Annotated in this window: 24 protein-coding genes; 19 read left to right on the forward strand and 5 right to left on the reverse strand. The window is 67.8% G+C overall.

Going from position 1 to position 25,774, the window contains the following annotated elements:
• Nucleotides 1–5 precede the first annotated feature (5 nt).
• On the forward strand, nt 6–2,381 hold the full coding sequence (locus tag ACAM51_RS12935) for a DUF1631 family protein (protein ID WP_369643735.1): 2,376 nt from the start codon (nt 6–8) through the stop codon (nt 2,379–2,381).
• Nucleotides 2,382–2,445: 64 nt separating this feature from the next.
• Here the strand turns inward: ACAM51_RS12935 and dprA are convergent, their stop codons facing one another.
• Both dprA and ACAM51_RS12945 read right to left on the reverse strand, forming a co-directional pair.
• Nucleotides 2,446–3,630: a DNA-processing protein DprA gene (gene dprA / locus ACAM51_RS12940; RefSeq protein WP_369643736.1), complete on the reverse strand. Its 1,185-nt coding sequence runs from the start codon at nt 3,628–3,630 to the stop codon at nt 2,446–2,448.
• 90 nt (nt 3,631–3,720) lie between these two features.
• Nucleotides 3,721–4,938: a LysM peptidoglycan-binding domain-containing protein gene (locus ACAM51_RS12945; RefSeq protein ID WP_369643737.1), complete on the reverse strand. Its 1,218-nt coding sequence runs from the start codon at nt 4,936–4,938 to the stop codon at nt 3,721–3,723.
• A gap of 199 nt (nt 4,939–5,137) precedes the next feature.
• On the opposite strand from ACAM51_RS12945, the gene def reads away from it, so the two are divergent.
• The 12 genes from def (at nt 5,138) to ACAM51_RS13005 (ending at nt 15,214) form a co-directional block, all read left to right on the forward strand.
• On the forward strand, nt 5,138–5,647 hold the full coding sequence (def, locus tag ACAM51_RS12950) for a peptide deformylase (protein WP_218297120.1): 510 nt from the start codon (nt 5,138–5,140) through the stop codon (nt 5,645–5,647).
• Nucleotides 5,648–5,682: 35 nt separating this feature from the next.
• Complete coding sequence (locus tag ACAM51_RS12955; RefSeq protein WP_369643738.1) at nt 5,683–6,153, forward strand: hypothetical protein; 471 nt, start codon at nt 5,683–5,685, stop codon at nt 6,151–6,153.
• A 28-nt stretch (nt 6,154–6,181) separates the two neighbouring features.
• Nucleotides 6,182–7,171 (forward strand): methionyl-tRNA formyltransferase, encoded by a 990-nt coding sequence (fmt, locus tag ACAM51_RS12960; RefSeq protein ID WP_369643739.1) that lies wholly within the window; start codon nt 6,182–6,184, stop codon nt 7,169–7,171.
• A complete protein-coding gene (locus tag ACAM51_RS12965; protein ID WP_369643740.1) occupies nt 7,168–7,992 on the forward strand; it encodes an AzlC family ABC transporter permease in 825 nt (274 codons plus the stop codon). Before fmt ends, ACAM51_RS12965 begins: the two co-directional genes overlap by 4 nt.
• A complete protein-coding gene (locus tag ACAM51_RS12970; RefSeq protein ID WP_218297116.1) occupies nt 7,989–8,342 on the forward strand; it encodes an AzlD domain-containing protein in 354 nt (117 codons plus the stop codon). Before ACAM51_RS12965 ends, ACAM51_RS12970 begins: the two co-directional genes overlap by 4 nt.
• Nucleotides 8,343–8,441: 99 nt before the next feature.
• A complete protein-coding gene (locus ACAM51_RS12975) occupies nt 8,442–9,641 on the forward strand; it encodes a phosphoglycerate kinase (protein WP_218297115.1) in 1,200 nt (399 codons plus the stop codon).
• 209 nt (nt 9,642–9,850) lie between these two features.
• Nucleotides 9,851–10,540, forward strand: a complete 690-nt coding sequence (locus ACAM51_RS12980) for a hypothetical protein (RefSeq protein WP_218297114.1) — start codon at nt 9,851–9,853, stop codon at nt 10,538–10,540.
• Entirely contained in the window at nt 10,537–11,094 is a 558-nt protein-coding gene (locus tag ACAM51_RS12985) for a FlgO family outer membrane protein (protein WP_218297113.1), read from the forward strand. The genes ACAM51_RS12980 and ACAM51_RS12985 overlap by 4 nt, the downstream gene beginning before the upstream one ends.
• A 165-nt stretch (nt 11,095–11,259) precedes the next feature.
• Entirely contained in the window at nt 11,260–12,087 is an 828-nt protein-coding gene (gene pyrF / locus ACAM51_RS12990) for an orotidine-5'-phosphate decarboxylase (protein WP_218297112.1), read from the forward strand.
• 54 nt (nt 12,088–12,141) lie between these two features.
• A complete protein-coding gene (locus tag ACAM51_RS12995; protein WP_218339419.1) occupies nt 12,142–13,038 on the forward strand; it encodes a LysR family transcriptional regulator in 897 nt (298 codons plus the stop codon).
• Between the two features lie 197 nt (nt 13,039–13,235).
• Nucleotides 13,236–14,225: a Bug family tripartite tricarboxylate transporter substrate binding protein gene (locus tag ACAM51_RS13000; RefSeq protein WP_369643741.1), complete on the forward strand. Its 990-nt coding sequence runs from the start codon at nt 13,236–13,238 to the stop codon at nt 14,223–14,225.
• The gene (locus ACAM51_RS13005; protein ID WP_369643742.1) at nt 14,222–15,214 is read left to right on the forward strand and encodes a succinylglutamate desuccinylase/aspartoacylase family protein; all 993 of its coding nucleotides are present in this window, start codon (nt 14,222–14,224) and stop codon (nt 15,212–15,214) included. Before ACAM51_RS13000 ends, ACAM51_RS13005 begins: the two co-directional genes overlap by 4 nt.
• Nucleotides 15,215–15,294: 80 nt before the next feature.
• Here ACAM51_RS13005 and ACAM51_RS13010 read toward each other — a convergent pair whose 3' ends face one another.
• Nucleotides 15,295–16,413 carry a LuxR C-terminal-related transcriptional regulator gene (locus tag ACAM51_RS13010; RefSeq protein WP_369643743.1) on the reverse strand — a complete coding sequence of 373 codons (1,119 nt, stop codon included), beginning with the start codon at nt 16,411–16,413 and terminating at the stop codon, nt 15,295–15,297.
• A gap of 333 nt (nt 16,414–16,746) precedes the next feature.
• Complete coding sequence (locus ACAM51_RS13015) at nt 16,747–19,353, reverse strand: FG-GAP-like repeat-containing protein (RefSeq protein WP_369643744.1); 2,607 nt, start codon at nt 19,351–19,353, stop codon at nt 16,747–16,749.
• Between the two features lie 317 nt (nt 19,354–19,670).
• On the opposite strand from ACAM51_RS13015, the gene ACAM51_RS13020 reads away from it, so the two are divergent.
• The 5 genes from ACAM51_RS13020 to ACAM51_RS13040 all read left to right on the forward strand — a co-directional run bounded on the left by ACAM51_RS13020 (nt 19,671) and on the right by ACAM51_RS13040 (nt 22,952).
• On the forward strand, nt 19,671–20,330 hold the full coding sequence (locus ACAM51_RS13020; RefSeq protein ID WP_369643745.1) for a hypothetical protein: 660 nt from the start codon (nt 19,671–19,673) through the stop codon (nt 20,328–20,330).
• A 54-nt stretch (nt 20,331–20,384) separates the two neighbouring features.
• Complete coding sequence (locus ACAM51_RS13025) at nt 20,385–21,068, forward strand: IPTL-CTERM sorting domain-containing protein (RefSeq protein WP_369643746.1); 684 nt, start codon at nt 20,385–20,387, stop codon at nt 21,066–21,068.
• 123 nt (nt 21,069–21,191) lie between these two features.
• Nucleotides 21,192–21,608: a globin domain-containing protein gene (locus ACAM51_RS13030; RefSeq protein WP_218297104.1), complete on the forward strand. Its 417-nt coding sequence runs from the start codon at nt 21,192–21,194 to the stop codon at nt 21,606–21,608.
• A gap of 12 nt (nt 21,609–21,620) precedes the next feature.
• Nucleotides 21,621–21,986: a hypothetical protein gene (locus ACAM51_RS13035; RefSeq protein WP_369643747.1), complete on the forward strand. Its 366-nt coding sequence runs from the start codon at nt 21,621–21,623 to the stop codon at nt 21,984–21,986.
• Nucleotides 21,987–22,028: 42 nt separating this feature from the next.
• Nucleotides 22,029–22,952, forward strand: coding sequence for a DKNYY domain-containing protein (locus ACAM51_RS13040; protein ID WP_369643748.1), 924 nt, complete (start codon nt 22,029–22,031; stop codon nt 22,950–22,952).
• A gap of 103 nt (nt 22,953–23,055) precedes the next feature.
• Here ACAM51_RS13040 and ACAM51_RS13045 read toward each other — a convergent pair whose 3' ends face one another.
• Nucleotides 23,056–23,496 (reverse strand): acyl-CoA thioesterase, encoded by a 441-nt coding sequence (locus ACAM51_RS13045; RefSeq protein WP_218297101.1) that lies wholly within the window; start codon nt 23,494–23,496, stop codon nt 23,056–23,058.
• A gap of 256 nt (nt 23,497–23,752) precedes the next feature.
• Here ACAM51_RS13045 and ACAM51_RS13050 point away from each other — a divergent pair, with 256 nt between their 5' ends.
• Nucleotides 23,753–25,735, forward strand: a complete 1,983-nt coding sequence (locus tag ACAM51_RS13050) for a methyl-accepting chemotaxis protein (protein ID WP_369643749.1) — start codon at nt 23,753–23,755, stop codon at nt 25,733–25,735.
• The last annotated feature ends 39 nt before the right edge of the window (nt 25,736–25,774 follow it).

The raw sequence follows: 25,774 nt of genomic DNA on the forward strand, positions 1-25,774 counted from the left end.
GGTCCATGCAAGCCACGCCCCCTTCCGTTCCACAGCGCCGCCTGGCCCGCCAGGCGCGCCAGCGGTTCGTAGAGGGGCTGTGCGGCGGACTCCCGGACCTGGACAAGACGGTCCTGGATTTCCTGACAACGCTGATGTCCCAGACGGGCACGGCGCGCCAGATGCAGGCGCACCGGGATGCCTGGATGTTGTACCAGCAGCACCATGCCGCCTGGACCGAACGCACCGGCAAGGCCTGGCGCGATGCGCTGGCGCCGCACAGCAGCACCACCCGCGGCACCCTCGCCACCGGCGGCGCGAGCCCCCAGTTCGAGCTGCTGAGCGACGACGTGGTGGAAAACAAGATCCTGGCTTCCCGCATGGCCCTCACGGTCAGCGAACAGGTCAGCCACCAGTTCGACACCTTGCGCCAGCGCACCCAGTCGCTGGAAGGGCAGGAGCTCGACAGCAGCGACATCCTCCGGCCCGATGCCGTGTGCCTGCTGCTGGTCGAGCAGTGGGTCGAGGCCGGCCTGCCCCGCACCGACCTGCAGACCGTGGTGGACCCGTTGCAGCGGGAACTGGCCAACCTGCTCCAGAAGCAGTACCAGGCCGTCAATGTGTTCTATGTGGAGCAGGGCGTCACGCCCCAGGCCGACCTCAAGTCGCGCGTGCGGCGCACTTCGGGCGGCACGGTTGCCGGTGGCGCCAGCAACTCTGGTGCCGGGGGCCTGGCGTCCCAGGCGCTGGCCCAGACGCGGGAAGCCATGGCTGCGGCGCGCGGCGGCGGCATCCCCCAGCCGGGCGGCGGTCACCCCATGCCCCAGCATCACCTGCCCGGCGGCAGGCCGCCGGCGGGCTATCCGCGGCATGGCCTGCCCACGGGGTTTGCCACGGGCATGACCCCGCTGGCGCGGGCCCGCCAGCGGGCGCAGGGCGTGATGGGGCAACTGCGCAGGCTGCTGACGCAACCGGCGACCGGGTTCGACATGGTCAATGCCCCGCCGGCTTCGGCCGCGCTCGCCCATGCCCTCACCGCCCACCGCGTGCACGCCGACACCTACTACAGTGGCGTGGCCACCCTGATGGAAGACTACAGTCCCGCGGCCGTGGTGCAGTTGGCGGGCGCGGTGCGCGAACGCTCGACCGAGCTCAAGAAGAAGGCCTCCACCGCCGGGGAAAAAGCCATCATCGAAGTGGTGGCCCTGATGTTCCAGAGCATCCTGGCCGAGGACCGCATCCCGCCGGCCGTGCGTGTCTGGTTTGCCCGGCTTCAGGTGCCCGTGCTGCGCGTGGCGCTGGCCGAGCCAGAGTTCTTCAGCAACCTCAACCACCCCGCGCGCCAGTTGATCGACCGCATGGGGGCGTGCGTGATGGGCTTTGATGCCACCAGCATCAATGGCAGCGCGCTGGAGGCGGAAATCCGCCGCGTGGTCCAGGTGATCGAGCAGTACCCCGAGACCGGCCGGCGTGTGTTCCAGCTGGTCTACGACGAGTTCGAGAAATTCCTGTCCAAGTTCCTCACCGAAAAGCAGGCCACCTCGCGCCTGGTCACGGTGGCCCAGCAGGTCGAGCAGAAAGAAACCCTGGCGATCCAGTACACCATCGAGCTGCGCACGATGCTGCGCGACATGCCTGTGCGCGACGAGATCCGCGAGTTTCTCTTCAAGACCTGGGCCGAGGTGCTGGCCCTGTCGGCCGTGCGCGACGGCCCGCAGCACGCAGACACCGTATCGCTCAAGCGCACGGCCGCGGACCTGGTCTGGGCGGCCAGCGCCAAGCCCAACCGCAGCGACCGCGCGCAGGTCATCCAGAATCTTCCGGGCCTGCTGCAACGCCTGCGCCAGGGATTGGCCCTGATGGGGGTGAACGGCCCGGCGCAGGATGCGCAGATCAAGGTCCTCACCGACACGCTGGCCGACGCCTTCCTCTCCAAGACGGCATCCATTCCGCAGGCACACATCGACGCCATGGCCAAGCGCCTGGCCAACCTTGAGGATTTCATCAACGACGCGACGCTGGGCGACATGCCGCTCAACGCCGACAACATCGAGATGATGCTGGGCATCGATGCCTCCTCCATCCATGTGGTCGCCGACAACGGCGCGCCCGTTCAGGACGACATGGTCGCCTGGGCCCAGGAACTGCAGCCTGGCACCTGGTACACGCTGGACCACAACGGGGCATCGGCCCAGGTGCAATATGCCTGGCAAAGCCAGCGCAAGCAGCTGCATTTGTTCGCCGCTGTCGACGGCAGCAGCTACCTGATCCAGTTGCGCAGGCTCGCAGCCTATCTGCAGGCCGGCTTGCTCGTCGCCCAGGAAGAAGAGGGCCTGACCTTGCGCGCCACGCGCGATGCGCTGGCCAAGCTGGACGCCAACCCCGAGCGGCTTCTGGACTGACCAGGTCCGGGCGCACCGAACGAAGCGGCGCGCGCCCGAACCACCACCGTCCAGAGGGGGCGCCTCAGGCGGTCCCCAGCCGCTGGAACAGGCCGCCCGGCAAACGGGCAACGCGGCCCTCGAGCTCCAGCTCCAGCAACGCCACCTGCAGCGACGCCGCATCCATGCCGGTGCGGGCCACCAGGGCATCCACGCCCATGGGGTCAAAACCCAGGGCCTTCAGCACAGGGCTGTCTGCCCCTCCGTGGATGCCCGGGTCGGTGTTGCTGCATGCTGACCCGGAGTCAACGAGCTGCCTGTCCACCGCCGGGGCGGAAGGCAGGCGCAACTCTTCCAGTACGTCCTGCGCGGACTCCACCAGCTTGGCCCCCTGGCGTATCAGCGCATGGCAGCCCCGTGATTGCGGTGCGTGGATGGAGCCGGGAATCGCAAACACTTCGCGGCCCTGTTCGGCCGCCATTCGGGCAGTGATCAGCGACCCCGAGGCCAGTGCCGCCTCGACCACCAGAGTCCCCTGGGAGAGGCCGGAAATGATGCGGTTGCGCTTGGGAAAATTGGCGGCCAGCGGTGGCGTGCCCAGGGGGTACTCGCTGACCAGAAGCCCGTGCGTGGCGATGCGGTGCGCGAGGTCCAGGTTCTTGCGCGGATAGACACGGTCGAGCCCCGTGCCCACCACGGCAATGGTGGCAGGTGCAACCTGCGCCGCGGCTTCAGTGACAACATCCAGCGCCCCTTCATGGGCCGCAGCATCCACCCCCAGCGCAAGCCCCGAGACAATGGTGAGGCCCGCCCCGCGCAGTGTCCGGGAAAAAAGCCGCGCGTTGTCCGCGCCTTGGGCGGTGGGATTGCGGCTTCCGACCACCGCGAGGCACCGGCCAACAGGAAACGGGGCCTGCGTGACCAGCCGGGCAGGGCCCATCAGGTACATCAGCAGCGGCGGGTCTTCGGTATCCAGCAGAGACTGTGGATACCGGTGGTCACCCAGCGTGACCACCGCGCGCGCAGGCCCCTGGGGATCGGCGCCCTCCAGCCATTGCCAGGTGATATCGAGCAGCGCTTCCCATTCGCTGGGCACGGTGCACAGCGCCTTGGCCTGGGCCAAGGTCACACATTGCTGCAGCGCAGACTCCGATTGCTGGAAGACCGCCTGGGGCAGGCCAAAGCGCGCCAGCAGGCGCCGTGCGGCGCCATTGCCCACCCCCGCGGAGAGGGTGAGGCGCAACCATGCTCCCAGCTCGTCGCGGTCCATGATGGCGGTTGTAGAAGTCAAACAGCAGCAAAACAGGCCAGGGCCCGTGCCGCCCCTGGACGGCTTCGCGGCCCCGGCAGGTCCGCGCAGTTACTCCTGGGGATTCACCAGGCGGTCGCCAACCCGCACGCCACTGCGAATCTCCAGGATCAGGGCATACGAAACCCGGTCGAAGGTCCGGAACACCATGGCGGTCCCGTTGTTCTCGCTGGGCAGCTTGACCATGGTCTTCGCATCGCCGGTCACATCCTTGATGCGATCGCCCTTGGTCAGCAACGACAGCACATGGCCCGGCTCGATGCCGTCCTGTGAGCCCAGGTTGATCGCAACCACCTGGTTCTGGGCGGCGTAGGCCGCCGAAAAACTACCGTAGATGGAGACGACCCGCGCGTCGACGTCGATATGGGGCGCACGGGGTGTGTAGCTGGTAAAGACCCGGGCGGGCGCAGGCAGGATGCGGTCCCCCGCGCGGATCTCCTCCTTGGTGCCCGACAGATCCACCGTGGCAGGCACATACTCGGAAATATAGCCGCCCTTGCCGTTGGGGATGTCCTCGAAAGACTCTCCCCGCACCAGCTCGGCCTTGCCCAGATACTGCGCTTCGTACCCCAGGATTTCACCCGTCACGGGATCCTTCATGGCCACGGCATCGCGAAAGACACGGAAGAAACGGGGCTCGCCCGCCTCGGCTCGAACGGGTGCGGAGGCATCCCCGCGCACATAGGCCCGGTCGCCACTGGCCATCAGCACCCGGTCTTCGGTGGTAGCGATGATGCGGGGAGCGCGCTGCAGCACCTGGGCATCCACCACCAGGGGCTCCACGAGGAAAGGCTCGATCAGGTGGGGCTTGAGGGTGGGCAGCGCGGTGCTGGCCAGGCTGTCGCTGCGGGTGCGCGGAGACACGCGCACCGTCTGCGTCTCGGGTTCCGCCACGCCCGGGGGCGTGGTCCGCAGGCGTGCATAGCCTCCGTCCTTGTCCAGATACAGCGTCTGGCCCGGGTAGATCAGGTGGGGGTTCGGAATGGACTGGAGGTTCATGCCCCACAGCTCCGGCCAGCGCCAGGGACGCTTGAGGTACATGCCCGAAATGCCCCACAGCGTGTCGCCGCGCTTGACGGTGTAGGTATCCGGTGCATTGGGGGCCAGCTCCGAAAGGGGAACGCCACGCTCCGATACCTGCTGTGCGGTCGCGCGCTGGCCGCTGGAGATGGGGTGGTTCTGCGCCTGGGCCGGGGCGACCAGCAAAGCGCCAGCGATCATGGTGAGCGCGCCCAGGGCGGTCCGCCGAACGCTGGTGAATGCCGTCATGTTGTTCCTCTTCTCATGCATTGTGAAACGCCCCCTCACTGGCGCCTCGGTGCCAGCAGCATGCGGGCGACCGGGCAAATACGTTACAAACCCTCTTAGATTCTCTGCTCAAGCCCTTGATTCGGCAACGATTATTGGCCTGCAACGCTGCGGCGAACCTCAAAAGTGGCGAAAATAGCGACATCTCTCGGCAGCATCCATGGCAATCCTTCCCATTCTCTGTTACCCGGACCCCCGGCTCCACAAGGTCGCCCGCCCCATCGAGGCGGTGGATGACCGCGTCCAAAAGCTGGCGGCCGACATGCTCGCCACCATGTACGACGCCCACGGCATCGGCTTGGCCGCCACCCAGGTGGACGTGCATGAGCGGCTGGTCGTCATCGACGTGTCCGAGGAGCGCGACGCGCCCTTGGTGCTGATCAATCCGGAACTTGTCTGGACCAGTGCGGAAAAACACCTCAATGACGAGGGCTGCCTCTCGGTGCCCGGTATCTATGACGGCGTGGAGCGCTTCGATGCCGTGCATGTGCGGGCACTGGATGCGCAGGGACAGTCGCGCGTCATCGAGGCCGATGGCCTGCTGGCCGTCTGCATCCAGCACGAGATGGACCACCTGATGGGCAAGGTGTTCGTGGAATACCTCTCGCCGCTCAAGCGCAACCGCATCAAGACCAAGATGATCAAGCAGCAGCGGGGGGCGCGCGAGTGACCCGCCCGGCGCTCTGCACCCTCAGGGGTGGCGGAGTGCTGGCGCTGTCGGCGCTGGTGGTCCAGCTCGCGGGCTGCGCGCTGCCCGCCCGTGAAGCGCCCGGTGCGCTGCGCGCCGATGTCATCGCCAGGCTGGGACCACCCACCGCCACCTTCTCCCTGCCGGGCGGCGAGCGGCTGCTGTACTCCGAGCTTCCCGCGGGGTTTGCGGCCTATAACCTGGATTTCGACGCCAGCGGCAAGCTGGTGCGCAACGAACAGGTGCTGACGCAGACACGCTTTGAGAACATCCCCGTCGGAGCCTGGACCCTCGCCGATGTGCAGCGCACCTTCGGCGCCCCCTTGCGCGTGGAACGGGTGGCGCGTTTTGATGGCGACATCTGGACCTACCGCTTCCGCCAGAATTCCGACCCGCGCCTGGCCCATGTCCACCTGGACCGCCAGGGCGTGGTGCGGCTCGTGATGTTCACGGACGAACAGCCCAACTTCGACAACACGCGCGACTGACCTGCCGCGCACCACCCCATTGGTTTCCATGAGAGTCATTTTTGCCGGCACGCCCGAATTCGCCCGCGCGGCGCTGGAACAGCTTCTGGCCGCAGGCTTCACCGTCCCGCTGGTCCTCACCCAGCCCGATCGCCCCGCGGGCCGCGGCATGAAGCTCCAGGCGTCTCCCGTCAAGCAGTGCGCGCTGGACCACCGCATTCCCGTCGCCCAGCCGCGCAGCCTGCGCCTGGAAGGCAAATACCCGGACGATGCCGCCGCAGCGCGCGACGCCCTGCTGGCCGCCCAGGCCGATGTGATGGTGGTGGCCGCCTATGGGCTCATCCTGCCGCAGTGGGTGCTGGACCTCCCGCCACGGGGATGCCTGAACATCCATGCCAGCCTTCTGCCGCGCTGGCGCGGCGCGGCGCCCATCCACCGCGCCATCGAAGCCGGGGACGGGGAAACCGGCATCACGATCATGCAGATGGACGCTGGCCTCGATACCGGGCCCATGCTGCTCACGGAGCGGCTGGCCATCGCGCCGACGGACACGACCGCCTCCCTGCACGGCCGGCTGGCCTCCCTGGGCGGCCGCATGATCGTGGAAGCGCTCGAACTGGCCGCCTGCGGGGGCCTGCGGGCAGAGCCCCAGCCAGCCGAAGGCATCACCTATGCCCACAAGATCGAAAAAGCCGAAAGCACCATCGACTGGTCTCAGCCTGCCACGCTGATCGGGCAGCGCATCCGGGCCTTCGATCCCTTTCCTGGCGCCAGCACCGAATGCGCAGGAGAAACGATCAAGGTATGGAGCTATGAAATAGATAGCAATACACCAAATACTGGCAAGCGCCACGGCCAGATAATCTCGGTGGACAGCCAGGGCGTGGCGGTGGCCTGCGGCGAAGGCGCGCTGCGCCTGACCACCTTGCAGCGCGCCGGCGGCAAGCGGCTGGCGGCAGCGGATTTCCTGCGGGGGTTCGACCTGCAGCCCGGCATGGTGCTGGGCGCCGCGCCCGCCGCGGCGGTGGCGCCGGCATGAGCCGCAGGGACCTCGTCGGCCGCACGTTGCGCCACCCCTCCTTTCGCATGGCCGCCACCGACATGGTGGGCACGGCCGTGGGCATTGGCGCGTGGGGCCTGGTCACCGGGGTGGTCATGGTCAAGAGCGGCCTGCCCATCGGCATGGCCGTCTTCATGTCCCTGGTGGTGTATGCCGGCAGCGCGCAGCTGGCGGTCATCCCGCTGATGGCGGCGGGCGCGCCGCTGTGGGTGGTCTGGCTCACGGCCAGTTGCGTGAACCTGCGCTTCGTGATCTTCAGCAGCATGTGGCGCAGCTACTTCGCGCACCTGCCCGTGCGGCAGCGGCTGGCCGTGGGCTATTTCAGCGGCGACGTGATCTATGTGGCCTTCATGAAACGCTTTCCCGAACCGCGCCCGCAGCCCGAGCAGTTGCCGTACTTCTGGGGCGCGGCGGCCACCAACTGGCTGGCCTGGCAGGTGCCGTCCATCGCGGGCATCTTCCTGGCCAATGCCGTGCCGCTGTCCTGGGGCCTGGGGTTCGCGGGCGTGCTGGCGCTGCTGGGCGTGCTGCTGTCGCTGCTGTTCGACCGGGCCACCTGGCTCGCCACGGGTGTCGCCGCGACGGCCGCGATCGCGGCCTTCGCGCTGCCGCTCAAGCTCAACATCCTGGTGGCCCTGGCCGCCGCCGTGGCCGCGGGGTTGCTCATGGAGGCCGTGGACCGCCGCCGCCACAAGCCGGAACTGCTGCTGGTACCCGCCGACAGCGTGATGCCGCCCGAGGAACGCGAACACGTCGAGGCGGGCGACATCGTGCCGCTGCGCGAGGAGCGCCACCCATGAATGCGCCCTGGTCGTCCTGGTGGGATCTGCTGGAACCCTTCATCGCCGTGGCGGGGCTGGCCGTCATCACGGTGGTCTCGCGTTCCTTCTTCATGATTCCCGAGCGCGAGCTGCCCCTGCCCGACTGGCTCAAGCGCGGCCTCAAGTACGCGCCACTGGCCGCCCTGACGGCCGTGATCGCGCCCGAGATCCTCATCACCCGGGGCGAGCTCATCGATACGCTTATGGACGCCCGGCTCCCCGCCGTCCTGTGCGCGAGCGCGTACTACTTCTGGCGGCGGGGCATCCTGGGGACCATCGTGGTCGGCATGGCCGTGTACCTGCCGCTGCACATCGGATGGGGCTGGTAGGGATCGGTGGCGGGGCGGGGCCGCGGGATGGGGCCGCGGGTGGGGCCGCCTAAAATGGCGGCCCTGATCCACGTGCCCCCACCAGGAAGCCTCCCTCCCATGAACATCCTCCGTTTTTCCGATCTCTGTGCCCAGGGCAAGGCCCAAGGCCAGCGCGTCTTCATCCGCGCCGACCTGAACGTTCCACAGGACGACGCCGGCCGCATCACCGAAGACACCCGCATCCGCGCATCCATTCCCTGCATCCGCATGGCGCTGGACGCGGGCGCCGCGGTGATGGTGACCAGCCACCTGGGCCGTCCGACCGAAGGCGAATTCAAACCCGAGGATTCCCTGGCCCCCGTGGCCGCGCGCCTGGCCGAGCTGCTGGGCCGCGAGGTGCCCCTGGTCTCGAACTGGGTGGACGGCGTCGCCGTCGCCCCCGGCCAGGTCGTGCTGCTGGAGAACTGCCGCCTGAACGTGGGCGAGAAGAAGAACAAGGAAGACCTGGCCCGCAAGCTGGCCGCGCTGTGCGACATCTTCGTGAACGATGCCTTTGGCACCGCCCACCGCGCCGAAGGCACGACCTACGGCATCGCCCAGTTCGCACCGATCGCCTGCGCCGGCCCGCTGCTGTCGGCCGAGATCGATGCCCTGACCAAGGCCCTGGCCCATCCCCAGCGCCCGCTGGCGGCCATCGTGGCGGGCTCCAAGGTATCGACCAAGCTCACCATCCTCAAGAGCCTGGCCGACAAGGTGGACCAGCTCATCGTGGGGGGCGGCATTGCCAACACCTTCATGCTGGCGGCGGGCCTGCCCATCGGCAAGAGCCTGGCCGAGCCCGACCTGCTGGAAGAAGCGCGCGCCGTGATCGCCGCCATGAAGGCGCGGGGCGCGGAAGTGCCGATCCCGACCGACGTGGTCACCGCCAAGAGCTTTGCCGCCGACGCCCCCGCCACCGTCAAGGCCGCGGCCGATGTGGCCGAGGACGACCTGATCCTGGACATCGGCCCCGACACCGCCGCCCGCCTGGCCGCCCAGCTCAAGTCGGCGGGCACCATCGTCTGGAACGGCCCCGTGGGCGTCTTCGAATTCGCCGCCTTTGAGAACGGCACGCGCGAGATCGCCAAGGCCATCGCCGACTCGCCCGCGTTCAGCATCGCCGGTGGTGGCGACACCCTGGCGGCCATCGCCAAATACGGCATCGACAAGCAGGTGGGCTACATCTCCACGGGAGGTGGGGCCTTTCTGGAAGTGCTGGAAGGCAAGACGCTGCCCGCGTTTGAAATCCTCGAAAAACGCGCCGTTACCAGTGTTTGAAATTTGTTACACGCGGACGCACAAGCAAATGCAGCCGCGCGTAAGCAAGCACGCCAATCTGTGACCAAAAACAACGAATTGCGTGTGTCTGGGCGTAGTTACCTCAATTTTTTCTTGTTTTTGTTGAGTATCGCGCCCAGAATTATTTTTCAATCGCGTGGGATGTATCTGTTCATGTCCCCGCCTCTCAAAGTCCGTAGGAGGGAATCATGAAATTTTCAAAGGCAGTCAGCTTGGCGGTGCTCGCCGGCGCTGTGGCTACTTTGGCGGGATGTGCTTATCGTTCGCCCATTCCCCTGGCGGAAAACTTTGAGCTCACGGTACAACCCAAGGTCCGCTCCGCCGGTCACTGGGAACTGGTTTCCAACGACGTGGTGGCGCAAACGCTCAGCACGCTCGACAAGTCTGGCATGGCGCCGGGTACGCCGCTGCATGTGGCCTTGCCGCCCAACCCCAGCCCGTTCGACCTGGCGTTCCGCGACTTCCTGATCACCAAGCTGGTCCAGAGCGGCGCCCCCGTGCTGCAAGACCCCGGCCAGACGCTCAACGTGACCTACAACACGCAGGTCGTTCGCCACAACAGCCCGCGCCCCCATTTCATCCCCGGCCAGTTCACCATGATCGCCGCGGGCCTGATGGCCGCCTACGGCCTGCGCCACGAACACCTGGACGCGCAGATGCTGGCCACGCTGGGCCTGACCTCGCTGGCCGACTACGGCGCCAGCATCAACTCGGGCGGCCCCACCAACACCGAAATGATCCTGACCACCACCGTGACGCGGGGCGGCCAGTACGTGGCACGCAAGACCGATGTGTACTACCTGGAAAACGCGGACACGCCGTTGTTCCTGCGCCCCTCGTACTACAAGAACGTCAACATGAAGGTGGTCTCGCAATGAAATCCACAGCACTTCTGACCGCGCTGGCCGCCGCAGCCCTGCTGGCAGGTTGCGCCAACAACGGCACGCCCGTGCGCACGGAGCCCACGTACCAGGAAGCCGCCAACAACCAGTTCCTGGCCAACAGCCGCGATGCCGTCGCCAAGCTCACCGCGGGCTTTGACCTGAGCGCCGCAGGCAGCGGCCCGGTCCTGGTGGCCACCGTCGTGAACGTGAACGACCTGAGCCGCTCGGCCCCCCTGGGCCGCACGCTGTCCGAGCAGTACGCCTCGCACATGGCGTCCAGCGGCTTCAACGTCAAGGAAATCAAGCTGCGTGGCGACGTGTTCGTGCGCGAAGGCGCCGGCGAGCTGCTGCTGTCGCGCGAGATCAAGGACATCGCGCGCAGCCACAACGCGTCGCTGGTGCTCGTCGGTACGTACTCGGCCGCGGCCAACTACACCTACGTGAGCCTGAAACTCGTGCGCACCGAAGACAGCCGCATCATCCGCGGCTACGACTACGCACTGCCCAACGACCGCGACGTGCAGCGCCTGCTGGCCGTACAGCGCTGAGCGGCCGGCCGCAAGCCGGTCCCGCACAAGAGCAATCAAAAAGGCCGTCTCGACGGCCTTTTTTGTTGCCCGCCGGCGGCCACCAGGCCATGCCGGTGCCACGGCAGCCGTCCCGGCCGCCAGAAAACCCCGCCGCGGCGGATGCCCCCACCTAAAATCACGCCCATGACTTTCACCGACATGCTGCGCGACGCCACGGCGCAGAACAACTCCCTGCTGTGCGTGGGCCTGGACCCGGAACCCACGCGGTTTCCCGCGGGAATGCAGGGCGAAACGCACAGGATCTACGACTTCTGCGCGGCCATCGTGGACGCCACGGCCGACCTGGTCTGTGCGTTCAAGCCCCAGATCGCCTACTTCGCCGCGCATGGCGCCGAAGACCAGCTTGAGCGCCTGATGCAGCACATGCGCGCCAACGCGCCGCACGTGCCGGTGATCCTGGACGCCAAGCGGGGCGACATCGGCTCCACGGCCGAGCAGTACGCCAAGGAAGCCTTCGAGCGCTATGGCGCCGATGCGGTCACGCTGTCGCCCTTCATGGGGTTCGACTCCATCGAGCCCTACCTGGCCTACCACGGCAAGGGGGCCTTCCTGCTGTGCCGCACCTCCAACCCGGGCGGCGACGACCTGCAGACCCAGCGCCTGGCCAGCGTCGAAGGCCAGCCGCTGATGTACGAGCACGTGGCGCGTCTGGCGCAGGGCCCCTGGAACAAGAACGGCCAGTTGGGGCTGGTGGTTGGCGCCACCTACCCGCAGGAGATCGAACGCGTGCGCGGCATCGCGCCCACGCTGCCGCTGCTGATTCCCGGCGTGGGAGCCCAGGGGGGCGATGCCGTGGCCACGGTGCGGGCGGGGCTGCGCGACGGAGGGCCGATCATCGTGAACTCGTCGCGCTCGATCCTGTACGCATCCAAGGGCAGCGACTTTGCGGCCGCCGCCCGTACCGAGGCCCAGCGCACCCGCGCGGTGCTCGAAGCGGCGCGCGCGCGCTGATCCGCCCGCGCACGGCCCCCAGCCCCGCGCCGCCGCCGCACCCCGGATCGGCCCATGCAGCTCAAGTGGCTTGAAGACTTCATCGTTCTCGCGCAGGAGCGCAGCTTCACGCGCGCGGCCGAACTGCGGCATGTGACGCACCCCGCATTTGGCCGGCGCATCCGCGCGCTGGAGGCCTGGGCGGGAACGCCGCTGGTGGAGCGGGGTGGCGGCCCCGTCTCGCTCACGCCCGCGGGGCAGAGCTTTCTGGAGACCGCAGGCCACATGGCGCGCAGCCTGGCGCAATCGCACGAGGAACTGCAGAGCCTGGCCGGCCGGCAGGCCCGCACCGTGACGCTCGCCACGGGCCGCACGCTGGCACGCACCGTAGTGGCCGACTGGCTCGTGCGGCTGCAGCCCCTCCTGCAGAACGGCGAACTGTGCATCCGCACCCGCGCCCTGGCCGACACCGTGGCGATGCTCGAGCGCAACGAGGCCGACTTCTCGCTGGTCTACCACCATCCGGCACTGGCGATCCGGCTGGACGCGCGCCAGTTCACGCACGTCACCGTGGCCTCCGACCGGCTGGTGCCCGTGTCGCGCGCCACCGCGCAGGGCCAGGCGCTGCACCGGTTCGGGCAGGGCACGGCACTGGTGCCCTACCTGGCCTACGCGCCCCAGCTGGCCCTGGGCCGGCTGGTGGAAGACCACCTCACGCAGAACCCCCACGCGCCGCGCCTGCAGCGCGTGGTGGAGTGCGACTCCGCCGACGCCCACTACGAATACGTGCAAAAGGGCCTGGGCGTGGCCTGGCTGCCCTGGTCCATGGTGCATGCCGATTGCAAGGCCCGGCGCCTGGCGCCCGCGGGCGACGCGCGCATGGAAGTGCGCTTCGACGTGCGCCTGTACCGGCCCAAGCGCCGCCTGGGCCCCCTGGCCGAGGCGCTGTGGAAAGCCCTCTCCCAGCGCTGAAGCCCAGGGGTTTCCACCAGGGCCTGCAACCCATTTGGCAACAGACCGTGCCGTTTCGGCACCACGCTGGGGGGCGTGCCTTTTCACAATCGTGCCACCCACCGCGCGTGCCGCCGGGGCCGGCCTGCATGCATGCATGCACCGCCGGCCCGGGGCGCGCGGTGCCCAGTACCCACGACGACCCAGGAGCCCGAACCATGCCCCCCACCTTTTCCCGCCGCCGTGCCACGGCCGCCGCCACCGCCCTGCTGTGCGGCCTGTGCTTGCCCGCCGCGTCCGCGCTGGCGCAGGACGCCTACCCCTCCAAGCCCATCACCATCGTCGTGGGCTACCCGCCGGGCGGCAGCACCGACCTCACCGCGCGCACCGTGGCCACGGAGCTGGGCAACAAGCTCGGCGTGCCCGTGGTGATCGAGAACGTCGGCGGCGCGGGCGGCGCCATTGGCGCGCAGAAGGTGGCCAGCGCGGCCCCGGACGGCTACACCTTGCTGGTGGGCGCGAGCAACGAGATCGCCATCAACAAGCTCGTGACCAAGAAGGTGAAATACGACGTGAAGGACTTCACCGCCATCGGCCTGATCGCCTCGCAGCCCCTGGTGCTCGTGGCGTCCACCGGCTCGGGCGTGAAGAACCTGGCCGAATTCACGCAGAAGGTCTCGAAGAACCCCGGCAAGTTCAGCTACGGCAGCTCGGGCGTGGGCACCTCGCTGCACCTGGCGGGCGAGATGGTCAAGGAGCAGGGCAAGCTGTTCATGACGCACATCCCTTACCGCGGCGTGGCGCCGCTGACCAACGACCTCATGGGCAACAACCTGGAGTACGGCGTGTTCGTGCTCTCCAGCGGCCTGCCGCACATCCGAAGCGGCAAGGTGATCGCCCTGGGCACCACCGAGGCCAAGCGTTCGGCCACCACGCCCGAGATCCCGGCGCTGGCCGAAACACCGCAGTACAAGAACGTGGACATCGGCGTGTGGTTTGCCCTCATGGCACCCGCGAACCTGCCCAAGCCGGTGTTCGACAAGGTGAAGAAGGCCCTGAACGACAGCCTGCAGTCGCCCGACTTCAAGAAGAAGATGGAAGCCACCGGCTCCACCGTGGCCGCCACCAACGTGAACATCGACCAGTTCCTGTCCGCCGAAGTGGCCAAGTACAAGAAGATTGTTGAATTCGCCAAGATCGAAGAATGAACGCCCAACACGACCACAGCAACGCGGCCCAGCCGCTGCGTTTTGAACTGCCCGCACCCGACCTCGGCGCCTGGCGCGCGGGCAACACCGGCACCGAGGGCGTGTGGCATTTCGACTCGGGGCAGCCCGGGCGCCACGTGATGGTCAGTGCCCTGGTGCATGGCAACGAGCTGTGCGGCGCGTGGGCCCTCAAGGGACTGCTCGAAGCGGGCGTGCGCCCCGAACGCGGCACCCTCACGCTCGCGTTCTGCAATCTCGATGCATTCGACCGGTTCGACGCCCGCCAGCACGACGCCTCGCGCTTCACCGATGAAGACCTCAACCGCCAGTGGCTGGACGAGCGCATCGACGCGGCCGACACGGCCGAGCGCCGCCGCGCCGCCGCGCTGCGGCCCTTCGTGGCGCGCGCGGACTGGCTGCTCGACATCCACTCCATGCACGAGCCCTCGGCGCCCCTGCTGCTCACCGGCATCCAGCCGCGCAACCTGGAGTTGGCCCGCGCCATGCGCTCGCCCGAGCACATCGTGGTGGACGCGGGCCACAAGGACGGCGTGCGCATGCGCGACTACGGCCGCTTTGGCGAGCTGGAGGACAACGGCACCCGTTCGCTGCTCATCGAATGCGGCTTCCACGGCGACCCCGCCAGCCGCGCCGTGGCGCAGGACCAGTGCGTGCGTTTCCTCGCGCAGTCCGGCGCGCTCGGCGACGAGGCACTCGCACGGCAACTGCCCGGCTGGCGCCTGCCCGACGCCCCGCGCCAGTGGGCGCTGGAGGTGACCGGCCCGGTGGTGGCCACCAGCAGCGCCTTCCGCTTCGTGGCGCCTTACACCGGGCTGGAGGTGTTCGAGAAAGCCGGCACCCTGATTGGTGACAACGACGGCGTGCCCGTGACCACGCCCTACGACGACTGCGTGCTGGTGATGCCCTCGGTGCGGCAGGCGCGGGCGGGCGTGACGGTGGTGCGCTACGCGCGGCGGCGCCTGCTGTAGGCGGTGGCCAGATCATCAAGATGCTTCTAATTTGATAGCATTCTGCGCTTGATGAGCAAGCGCCAGCAGGTCATTGACGGCTATTTCATCAGATAGGCCTGCAGCTCCTTGCGGCTCTGGACCCCCAGCCGCGTGTAGATCTGCCGCCGGTGGTACGTGGCCGTGTTGGCGCTGATGCCCATGCGCGTGGCGATCTGCTCCCCGGGCACTCCGCGCGCCAGCCAGTACGCCAGCTCGTGCTGGCGCTGCGGCAGGCCCAGCGCGCGCAGCGTGGGCAGCAGCCGCGCCACGCGCGCCACCCGCTGCGTGATGTGGATGCCCACCGCCCGGCCGCCGTCGAAGTCGCCTTCACCGGCCCCCGCCGCGGCCGCCATCTGCGTGGCGCGCAGCGAAAACCAGCCGCTGGCGTTGTGCAGGTCCAGTTGCGGCAGCGCTGGCGCCCGGCCCCGGCCGGTGCCGCCCTGCTCCACCCAGCGCAGGCGCTCCAGCAGCACGCACAGCGCGTGTGGCAGCTCGTTGCGGCGGTACCAGCGCATGCCAAAGGCCAGCGCCATCAGCTGGTCTGCCTGGGGCGATGTCCACAGCAGCCTGCCCTGCGGCGTGGCGACCAGCATGGCGCTGTCATGCACCACACTGTCCTGCGCATCCAGCTCGCCCGGCTGCAGGGCACGCGCCAGCCAGGGCGAGGTCCGTTCAAGCAGGGCGATGTCTTCAGGCGCAAAGCGCGGCGCGCCAGGCCTGCGGCACAACTTGAGCGAGCCCACGCCCCGGCCTTGCGGCGTGCGCAGCACCAGGCTCAGAAAATCCTGCCACTCCGACGGCCGCGCCAGCTCGTTGTAGAAATCGCTGCGGATGAATTCGTGGTGAGTGACCTGGAGGATCTGCTCCATCAACAGCACCCCATGCTCATGGCGCACGGCCGCGTCGAAGTCGTGCAGGCTGTAGCGCACTAGCTTCAGCTCCTGCGCCTTCATCCGCGGGTCGAAGTACAGGTGCATCCACTCGCGCGCGGGTGAGGGCTCGATGTAGGCGTCCAGCGCCCCCTGGGCATCCGGATAGAAAAAAACCCCGCTATCGAAGCCGATGAGGCGGTGCAGTTCGTGCAGCACAGGCTCGATGAGCTGCAGCCCGCTGAAATCCAGGCAGGCCATCTGCCGCAGGCGCGCCAGGGCCTGCTGCTGCGTGCGGGAAAGGGACATGGACATAGGGCGCGTGGCAGGTGCGCCGCATCCATGCGGCACCTGGCGGGAGCGTAACGCATCGCACCGCCCCTGCGCCCCGCCCCCAGGGGTGGGGCACCGGGGGCGATGGGAACTCCTGTCGTGTCAGTGGCAGGGGCTGGCCCGGACACGCCACGAAAAAACTCCCCGCGTTCCTGGCCCCGGCCACCGGCGTCCACATGGGCGCGAGCGACGGCCCGCCTGGAAGACCAGCGAGGAGCACGCCACCCTGTTCGCCTGCGGCCCGCCGGGATGACATGCCTGCCAACGTTGTCGCAGGAGGAAAGCAGGCCCTCGGCCCCCGGGGGCGCGTTACCGCCCCATGCGGCGCCGGACCAGGGCCAGCATGGCCAGGGACAGTCCCATCAGTGCCAGCGGACTGTTCGCGGGCACCGACACAGGGCCACCGCCACCGCCGGGCGGGATGGATCCCGCGATGTTCGTCAAGGCAAACGTCTGCGTGATGGGTTGCTCCAGCACGGTGTCGTACACAATGGCGCTGACCTGGTGCAGGCCCACCGTGGCATCAGCGGTGGCCGTGACTTCCGCGAACCCACCGGCATCGGCCAGCGCGCTTTCCGCAGACAGCACCACCCCGCCGGAGGTGATGAAATAGACACGCACCTGCGGCGTGTTGCTGCCGTCCCAGCCAGTGACTTTCACGCGCAGTTTCTGGGCAAAGGTGGTATTGATCGGCGTGCTTTGGGGCGTGCCGCTCACTGTGGTCATGAACTTGGGCAGATCGGCCACGTTTCTCAGCAGACGGGTTTGGGGGCTGACCAGCGCACTGCCCTGCACGCTGGCCTTCACCGAGTAGGTGCCGACAAGCCCGTTGGCCGTCCCGCTCACCTGCGCGTTGCCTGCGGCATCGGTCACCGCCGTCAGTGCAGAGAAACTCGCCGTGGCACCCGAGACCGGATCGGTCGTGATGGCAAAAACAACCGTTGCGCCTTGCACCGGGTTGCCAAAAAAGTCCTGCACGTGCGCCGTGACGGGTGCCGAGAACGGCTTGGTGACATACGTCCATTGCGGCGTGGACACGTCAAAGGCAATGGCGGCGGCGGCGCCGGCCGGTGCGGAGTTCGACAGCTTGACAGAGGCACCGGTGGTGCCAGGCGCCGTGGCACTGACACTGTAGGCGCCAGACTTGCCCGTGGCGGTGGCCGTGACCGCCGCGAACCCGTTCGCATCCGTCACGGCCGTGGACGACGACAGCACCACGCGCGACGGTACGCTGGGGCCGCCGAACGTCACCGTGACGCCGGCCTTCGGGTTGTTCGAGGCGTCGGTCACCCGCACCTGCAATGGCGTGCCAAAGGCCGTGTTGACCAGCGTGGTCTGGTTGTTGCCCGCCGTGACCGCCAGACTGTCCGTGTTGGTATTGCACAAATTGAAGAGCGGCACATTGCCCAGGCCGGTGATGAATCCCTTCATCTGATAACAACCCATCACGCCATTGGCCACCGGGGTGTAGCTGAAGACACCTTGCGCATTGGTGGTGCCCGAGCCCGTGGACGCGATGGGCAGGCTGGGCCCCGGGTTCACCGGGGTCATGCTCACCGCCAAGCCCGGCACGCCCACGCCATTGCTGTCGAGCACCTTGATCGACAGGGGTTGCGCAAAAGGGGTACTGAAAACGGTGCTCTGCGGCGTGCCGGTCGTCACGATGGACGAAGCAGCAAGGGCAATGGTCTTGAAAACCGCAATTGTTCCGGCCCCCGGGCCTGACGCCACGAGATCGGCGCGGCCATCGCGATTCAGATCAATGGCGGCGAGCATGCGCGTGACCGAATAGCCGATATGCTCATTCAATACAAAGCTGTGGTTGGCCTGCTGCAATCCCACATAGCCATCGGAGATCACGTCCAGCCGGCCATCGCCATTCACATCGGCGACGATGACTCGCCCCATGTCACGGCCGCCTCCGCCGGAAATCCCCGTGGCGAAAAGCTGGGCGGACGGTAGAAATATGCCGTTGCCAACGCCTTTGGCCAGCCATACGCCCTCGCCGTAATAGTTCTGCATGAGCAGATCAAACTTGCCATCGCCATCGACATCAGCGACTTCTAGATCGCTGATAACGCCCACGCCCGCGCCTACACCAAGAAGTGGCGCCTGGGGTGCGAATGCTCCGCTACCTGCGCCTTTCAGCCATGAAACCGTCGTGCCCAAGACATCGTCTACAAAAACCAGGTCAAGCTGCCCATCGCCGTCAATGTCGGCCAACTGTGAGTCGCGCGTAGATTTATAAGTGGCTAGGCCGCTGTAGGTCACCTCATGCTGCCCCACCAAAAGGAAATTACCGAAGCCGATATTCTGCAAAACCTCAAAATAATGGGTCCCACCGAAACTTCCGGGATCGTACACAGCGACAACGATGTCCAATCTTCCGTCATGGTTCAAGTCGGCGAGCATGGGGTTTGAAGCGCCATAGTCACTCGCATCCGCAAGCCCTGGCCGCTGCGGAACAAAAGCACTGAAATCCCCATTGCTGTTTCCTGAGCCCTTCAATACGGATACGCCCAGGTTGTCGGTAATCACCAAATCAATCTTTCCATCTCCATCGATGTCGCCAGCGGAGATACCGTTGGCTTTTTGCAGACCGAACACCAGATTGTTGAAATCATGCTTCAACGCCAGGCCGCCAATGGGGGTGCCTAGGTAAATGAGAAGCTGGTCGGTTTCGCTGTTGAGAACCGCCAGGTCGGGGTAGCCATCGTTGTTGAAGTCCGCGCTCACGGCCGCTGTCGAAACGTTGGGGGCGTTGCTGGCGCTATTGGCCTGCAAATCTGGCGGGCCATAGATAGCGGCCGCTTGTGCGGGCAGCGTTGCCGCGCAGAACGCGGCGGCGGCTGCAATGCCGGCGGCAACGTGTCTCGCCTTTTCTATCCATCTGCTTGCTATCTTGAGAGTTTTCATGGCTCTTGAATCCGACTGTTTCACTGGAAATCAGTTTAGGAAGCCAAGTCCCCCGGCGCCCCACCCCTGGGGATAGGCGCATCCACAAACAATCCGGCATCCCGGATCAACCGGGGTGCAAGCCAGCGGATGGTTGTGCCGGCGCGCAAAGCCCGCCCGTCCAAATCCCACCCCCAGGGGTGGGGCGCAGCGGCGGGGGAGTCCATAGACTGGACGGCAGACGCGAAATTGCTCCTGAAAGCATAGCTTTGTGTGCTTGACTGGCAAGCGCCAGGGCAATTTTTTCGTGCTTCAGACCTGAACATCCCCGCCGCCCCATGCGAAAGCACCTTGCCCTCCTGGCCCTGGCCACCTTCGTCCACGCTGGTGCCTGGGCCGCTACCTACACCTTCACCGGCCCCACCTACGCCAGCCCGCTGGACTACACAGCACCTTGCTCCGCCGGCACCTGCGCCAACTTCAGCACGGCCATGCGGCAGACGGGTCACTTCACCACCAACCAGCCGCTGCCAGCCAATCAGAGCAGCCTGGACATCACGCCCTACCTCACCTCGTACGACTTCAACGACGGCGTGACCAGCTACAGCATGAACGGAACCAACACCCTGCTGGCCAAGGCCATGGTTTCCACCGACGCAGCGGGCCAGATTGTCGATACCGACCTCGTGTTCCAGCGGTGGCAAACCGCCAGCCATGGCGCAGCCGACCGGTTGAGCTACATGTCGGTCAACTTTGCCAGCTACTTCAACCGACCCTGCGTTTCCCTGTTCAGCCCCGACATCTGCAATACCTTCGCGGACGACGGTGCCACCAGCCACGCCTTTGCCCACGGCAACGGCGGCTGGACGAGTGACATCCCGGGGCCAGGCGGCGTGCAGTCCGTGCCCGTGGACAACCCGTTTGCCTTGTTGCTCACAGCCACGGGCCTGCTCGGCATCGCCCTGCGCGGACGGCGAGAGTTACTTCTCAAAAAATAGCTGCTGCGCTTGCTACACGCTCCCTCAAGGCATTTTTTACAAACCTACTTCGCCATGAAAAAAACTCTTTTGCTGTTGACCGTGCTCTGCGTCCAGGTGAGCGCCTGGGCCGCTACCTACACCTATACCGGCAACCCCTATACCGCGCCCACCGTGCAAAACTACACCAACTGCACTGTAGGCAACTGCGGCAACTTCACCACAGCGATGTTCCAGTCGGGTTCGTTTACCACGGCGCTGCCCCTGCCGGCAGGTCTCAACAATGGCGACATTTCCGCACTGATTACGGGCTTCGCGTTTTCGGACGGACTAACCAGCTATTCCAGTGCTGCGGGCGACACCCTGTACCAAGCCGTCGCGATGACCGATGCCAATGGCGTATTCACCGATGCCATGCTCATCTTCATCCACTGGCCAACACCGTCCCCCCATGCCGTAGGTGATCGCTATGACATGATGGTTTTGCGCAACTTCGTCCTGCACAACTATGAATGCCTGCAAGTCAACGACCCCCATAACGGCGTGTGCAGCTCAGGTACGTTGAGCACTTCCGGCAGTCGCATCGATGGCAATCCCCCAACTACAGGCACTTGGCTAGTCACCGGTCTGCCGCCTGTGGTGCCAGCGGGCGGTGTCAACCCAGTGCCCACTCTGGGCGAATGGGGCGTGCTGCTGCTGGCCGCCTTTATGGCGGGCACCGGCCTGGTGATGCGACGCAAGGTGAGCCACAGCCTTTGAACAAGGCTGCCTCTAGCACTTCACATCGGCGCGATGCGCAACCAATGGATCGCCATCGGTCGCTATATCGCCCGGGCCTCGCAAGCCTTGCTTTTCTACTCTTTCCGTTTCAAGGAAATCTTCATGTCCCCCGAACAGATCCACCTCGTGCGCCAGAGCTTTGCGCAGGTTGCGCCCGTCGCCGCGCAGGCCGGCGCGCTTTTCTACTCGAAGCTGTTCGCGCGCGACCCGGCCATCCAGGGGCTGTTCGGGTCGTCCGACATGCACGTGCAGGCACGCAAGCTGCTGGACATGATCGGCGATGCCGTGCGCCTGCTTGACCACCCCGAGCGGCTGGACGCCGCGCTGCGCGCCCTGGGCCAGCGCCACACGGGCTACGGCGTGCAGGCCGCGCACTACGACACGGTGGGCGCCGCCCTGCTGGAGACGCTGTCCGACGCGCTGGGCGGTGCCTTCACCCCCGCCACGCGCGAGGCCTGGGGCGCCATGTATGCCCACGTGGCGCGTACGATGCAGGCGCAGGCACAACTGCAGCACTAGCCAGAAAGCCCCATGACCCCCACCACGCCCCGCCTTCGCGCCCGCGCCGCCGCCTGCCTGGCGGCCGCACTGGCCATCTCTTGCGTCACTGCCATGGCCCAGACCGCAACGCCCCTGCTGTTCAAGATCGTCACGGTGCGCGACGAGATCCTTGTCGCCGTGCCGCCGGACGAGGCCAGGGCCCCGCGCCCCGAGGCGGCCGCCATCGGCCAGGCCCTGGCCGCCAAGGGCGCGCTCAGCCTCTGGCAATACGCCCCGCGCAAGGGCACCGACGGCGCGCTGGAGCTGGCCCCCCGCGCCAGGATCAGCGTGCTGGCGCACGACAGCCTGCGCGTGGAGCCGTACCCGCCCGCGCTGCGGGTCGTGCCGGTGCCATAAGCCCGCCGCGCACCGCGCCGTGAGTGCCTGTCCACGTTCCCCATGCGGGTCCGCACGCCTGCGCTGACAGGGTCGGCTACCACCGGGCTCGCCCGCGCCTGCGCGCTGGCGCTCGGGGCGCTGGCCGCGCTGTGCGGCTGCGACGGCAGTGCCACGGGCTACCAGCGCGGCTGGGCGGGCGCCTGGACCTACGGCGGCGCGGCCTTCGCCCCGGCCGACCCGGCCACGTTCCAGCCGCTCTCGCCGCACTTCGGGCGCGACGCGCGGCAAGGCTACTGCCGGGGCAGTGCCGTGGAGGGCAGCGAGGGCGCCACGTTCGAGGCGCTGTCGGAGCACGAGGCGCGCGACGGCCGCGCGGTCTACTACTGCAGCACCTACCGCAAGGCGCAGGAGTACTGGGCCTACCAGCACCTGCGCATCGCCACCATTCCCGGCGCCGACGCGGCCAGCTACCGCGTGCTGGCCCACCGCCATGCCCGCGACCGGCACCGCGCCTACGACCGGGGCCAGCCCTTCGCAGTGCGCGATGCGGCCAGCTTCGAGCCGCTCAGCCCCCGCTTCGCGCGCGATGCGCAGCGCGGTTATTTCGAGCATGCCGACATCCCCGGCAGCCACGGCGCAAGCTTTGCGCTGATGGACGAAGACGATCCCGGCTACGCCCGCGACCGCGCGCACGCCTGGCACGGCCACATCGAGGTCAACCAGCCGAACCGGGGCCCGCACCCGGTGCTCCGCCCCTTGCAGGGCGCCGACATGGCCACGCTGCGCGCCCTGGGGCGGGGCTACGCGGCCGATGCGCGGCGGGTGTGGTACCAGGGCGAGCCGCTGGCGCGGGCGGATGCGGCCAGCTTCAGGGTGTTGACCGAGGCGACCGCGGAGGTGGACGCACGCGACCGCGCTCAGGCGTGGCAGCGCGGGCGGGCCGTTGCGGGCAACGATCCAGGCCCCAGCCCCGGCGTGAGGTGAGGCACGCCGCGCCCCCACCCGCAGCCCTCCAGGGGCAGGGGCCTGCCGCGCGTTGCCAGGGCCCGAAGGCCACCGGCGGGCGGAACAACGCCGCCCGCCCCCGTCACTGCGCCGCGCGCGCGGCCTCCACATGCGCCTTCACCCGCTGCGCCAAGGCCATGTCGCCCGGGGTTTCGGGGCTCCACCTGTCGATGGCGCGGGGCTGCTCATCGGCGTCCACGGCGGTGTACACCGCCACGCAATGCAGCACCTCGTGCTGCGGCTCGCCATGGATGCCGCCGCTGCGCACCTCCACGGCCAAGTGCATGCCGGTCTCGGTGGTGAAGGCCAGGCGCGCATGCACTTCCACCAGGTCTCCGGGGCGGATGGGGCGCACGAAGTGCGCGCCGCCCACGAACTCGGTGATGCAGGGGCCCTTGGCCCAGGCGCTCGCACAGGCAAAACCCGCCTCGTCCACCCAGCGCAGCACGGTGCCGCCGGGCACCCGCCCCGCCTGCGGCAAGGTGCTTTGAGACGCCAGGAAACGCAGGGTGAGGGATTGCATGCCGGGGTGCTCCACGGGAGTTGGTGGGCCATTATTCTCCAGCCCCTGGCTGGCGGCGCGGGGCGGTGCGCGGGCCGCCCCCCTCGAAGGCGCGCGCACCCGCATCTTGACCTGAGTCAAAACCCTGCGGGCGACAGTTGCCTACATTGCGTAACAACTCTGCGGGCCCCTGCGACACCGGGCCCGCCCAGCCGGGGCAATGGCCGCCCCCGCCGACCCGGCCTTCCCTACCCGCACGCCCAGCGTGTCTTCTGCCATGTCACTGCTTCACCGACTGAACCTGCTCGAGAAATTCCTCATCCTGGGAACCATCGGGTTGATGATGAGCGCGCTTCCCACATACCTGTATGTGTCCGATGCGCTGCGCGCCATCGGCCACGCCCGGCAGGAGGCCCGGGGCGTGCCGCCCGCGCAGGCGCTGACCCGCGTGGTGCAGCTGGTGCAGGTGCACCGGGGGCTGTCGGCGGGCATGTTCGGCGGCGACGAGTCGCTGGCGACGCGGCGCCCCGCCGCCCGCGACGCGGTGGAAAAAGCCCTGGCCGACGCCGCCGCGCACTTCGCGGCAGCCCAGGTGCCGGCGCAGCAGATGGCCGCCTGGACCGATGCCCAGCAGGCCTGGCGCACGCTGGAGCAGGCGGTGGCCGCCCGCAGCATCGGGCTGGCGCAAAGCACGGCGCAGCACACCCAGCTCATCGCCGCGCTGCTGCAGCTGACCGAGTCGCTGGTGCACGCCTACGGCCTGCAGGTGGACCCCGAGGCACGGACGCATGCGCTGATCCAGGCATCGCTGGTGCAGGCGCCGCAGCTGGGCGAGAACCTGGGCATGCTGCGCGCCCAGGGCGCCGGGGCGCTCGGCCGTGGCGAACTCTCGCCCCAGGGCAAGGGCCAGCTGCTCGTGCTGCAGCAGCGGGTGGCGGAGCTGCAGGCCGACACCTTCCGCGGCCTCGGCCGCGCCCTGCAGGGCAATGCGCAGTTCAAGCAGGCGCTGGGCAGCGGGGTGCAGGCCATCCAGGGCCAGATCCAGCAGTCGCTGCAGCTGGCCGAGCGCGAGGTGATGAACGCCGGCGAGCTCAAGTTCGCCTCCAAGGATTACTTTGACGCGTTCACCCGCACCATCGATGCGCTCAACACGCTCAATGCACAGTCGCTGTCGAGCCTGGACCAGGCCCTGCAAGACCGCGTGAGCGCGCTGCAGCGCCGGCTGCTGTGGGTGGCGCTCGCCCTCGCCGTCACGCTCTCGGCCACCAGCGCCATGGCCCTGGTGTTCGTGCGCTCCATGACGGGGCCGCTTTCGCAGGCCGTGGCGCTGTCGCGCGCCGTGGCCCAGGGCGACCTGAGCGGCAGCGCGCTGGCCCACGGCACCAACGAGGTCGGCCAGCTGCTGGAGGCCCTGATGCAGATGCGCGCCCAGCTCACGCAGGTGGTGCGCCAGGTGCGCAACGGATCGGAGAGCGTGGCCACGGCCAGCGTGCAGATCGCGCAGGGCAACAGCGACCTGTCGGCCCGCACCGAAAGCCAGGCCAGCGCGCTGGAGGAAACCGCCGCGTCGATGGAGCAGCTCAGCTCCACCGTGCGCCAGAACGCCGACAGCGCGCGCCAGGCCAGCACGCTGGCCCACAGCGCGAGCACCGTGGCCGTGCAGGGCGGCGAGGTGGTGGCCCAGGTGGTGGACACCATGCAGGGCATCAACGCCTCGTCGCAGAAGATCTCGGACATCATCGGCGTGATCGACTCCATCGCGTTCCAGACCAATATCCTCGCGCTCAACGCCGCCGTCGAGGCGGCCCGCGCGGGCGAACAGGGCCGGGGATTCGCGGTGGTCGCGTCGGAGGTGCGCTCGCTGGCCGGGCGCAGCGCCGAGGCGGCGCGCGAGATCAAGGCCCTCATCAGCGCCAGCGTGGAGCGCGTGGAGCAGGGCACGGCCCTGGTGGACCGCGCGGGCACCACGATGAACGAGGTGGTGACCGCCATCCGCCGCGTGACGGACATCGTGGGCGAAATCAGCACTGCCAGCCATGAACAGTCGCTGGGCGTGGCCCAGGTGGGCGAGGCCGTGACGCAGATGGACCAGGTCACGCAGCAGAACGCCGCGCTGGTGGAAGAAATGGCCGCCGCCGCCGGCAGCCTCAAGGTGCAGGCCGAAGACCTGGTGCACGTGGTATCGGTGTTCCGGCTGGGCGACGAAGGCCAGGGCCAGCACAGGGTGCTGCGCCCGGCAAACTCGCTACAAATTCAGTAGCTATTGGCGCTTATCCATCCATCGCTGGCGGCCAATTTC

This window comes from Acidovorax sp. A79 (assembly GCF_041154505.1).
Taxonomy (GTDB): domain Bacteria; phylum Pseudomonadota; class Gammaproteobacteria; order Burkholderiales; family Burkholderiaceae_C; genus Acidovorax.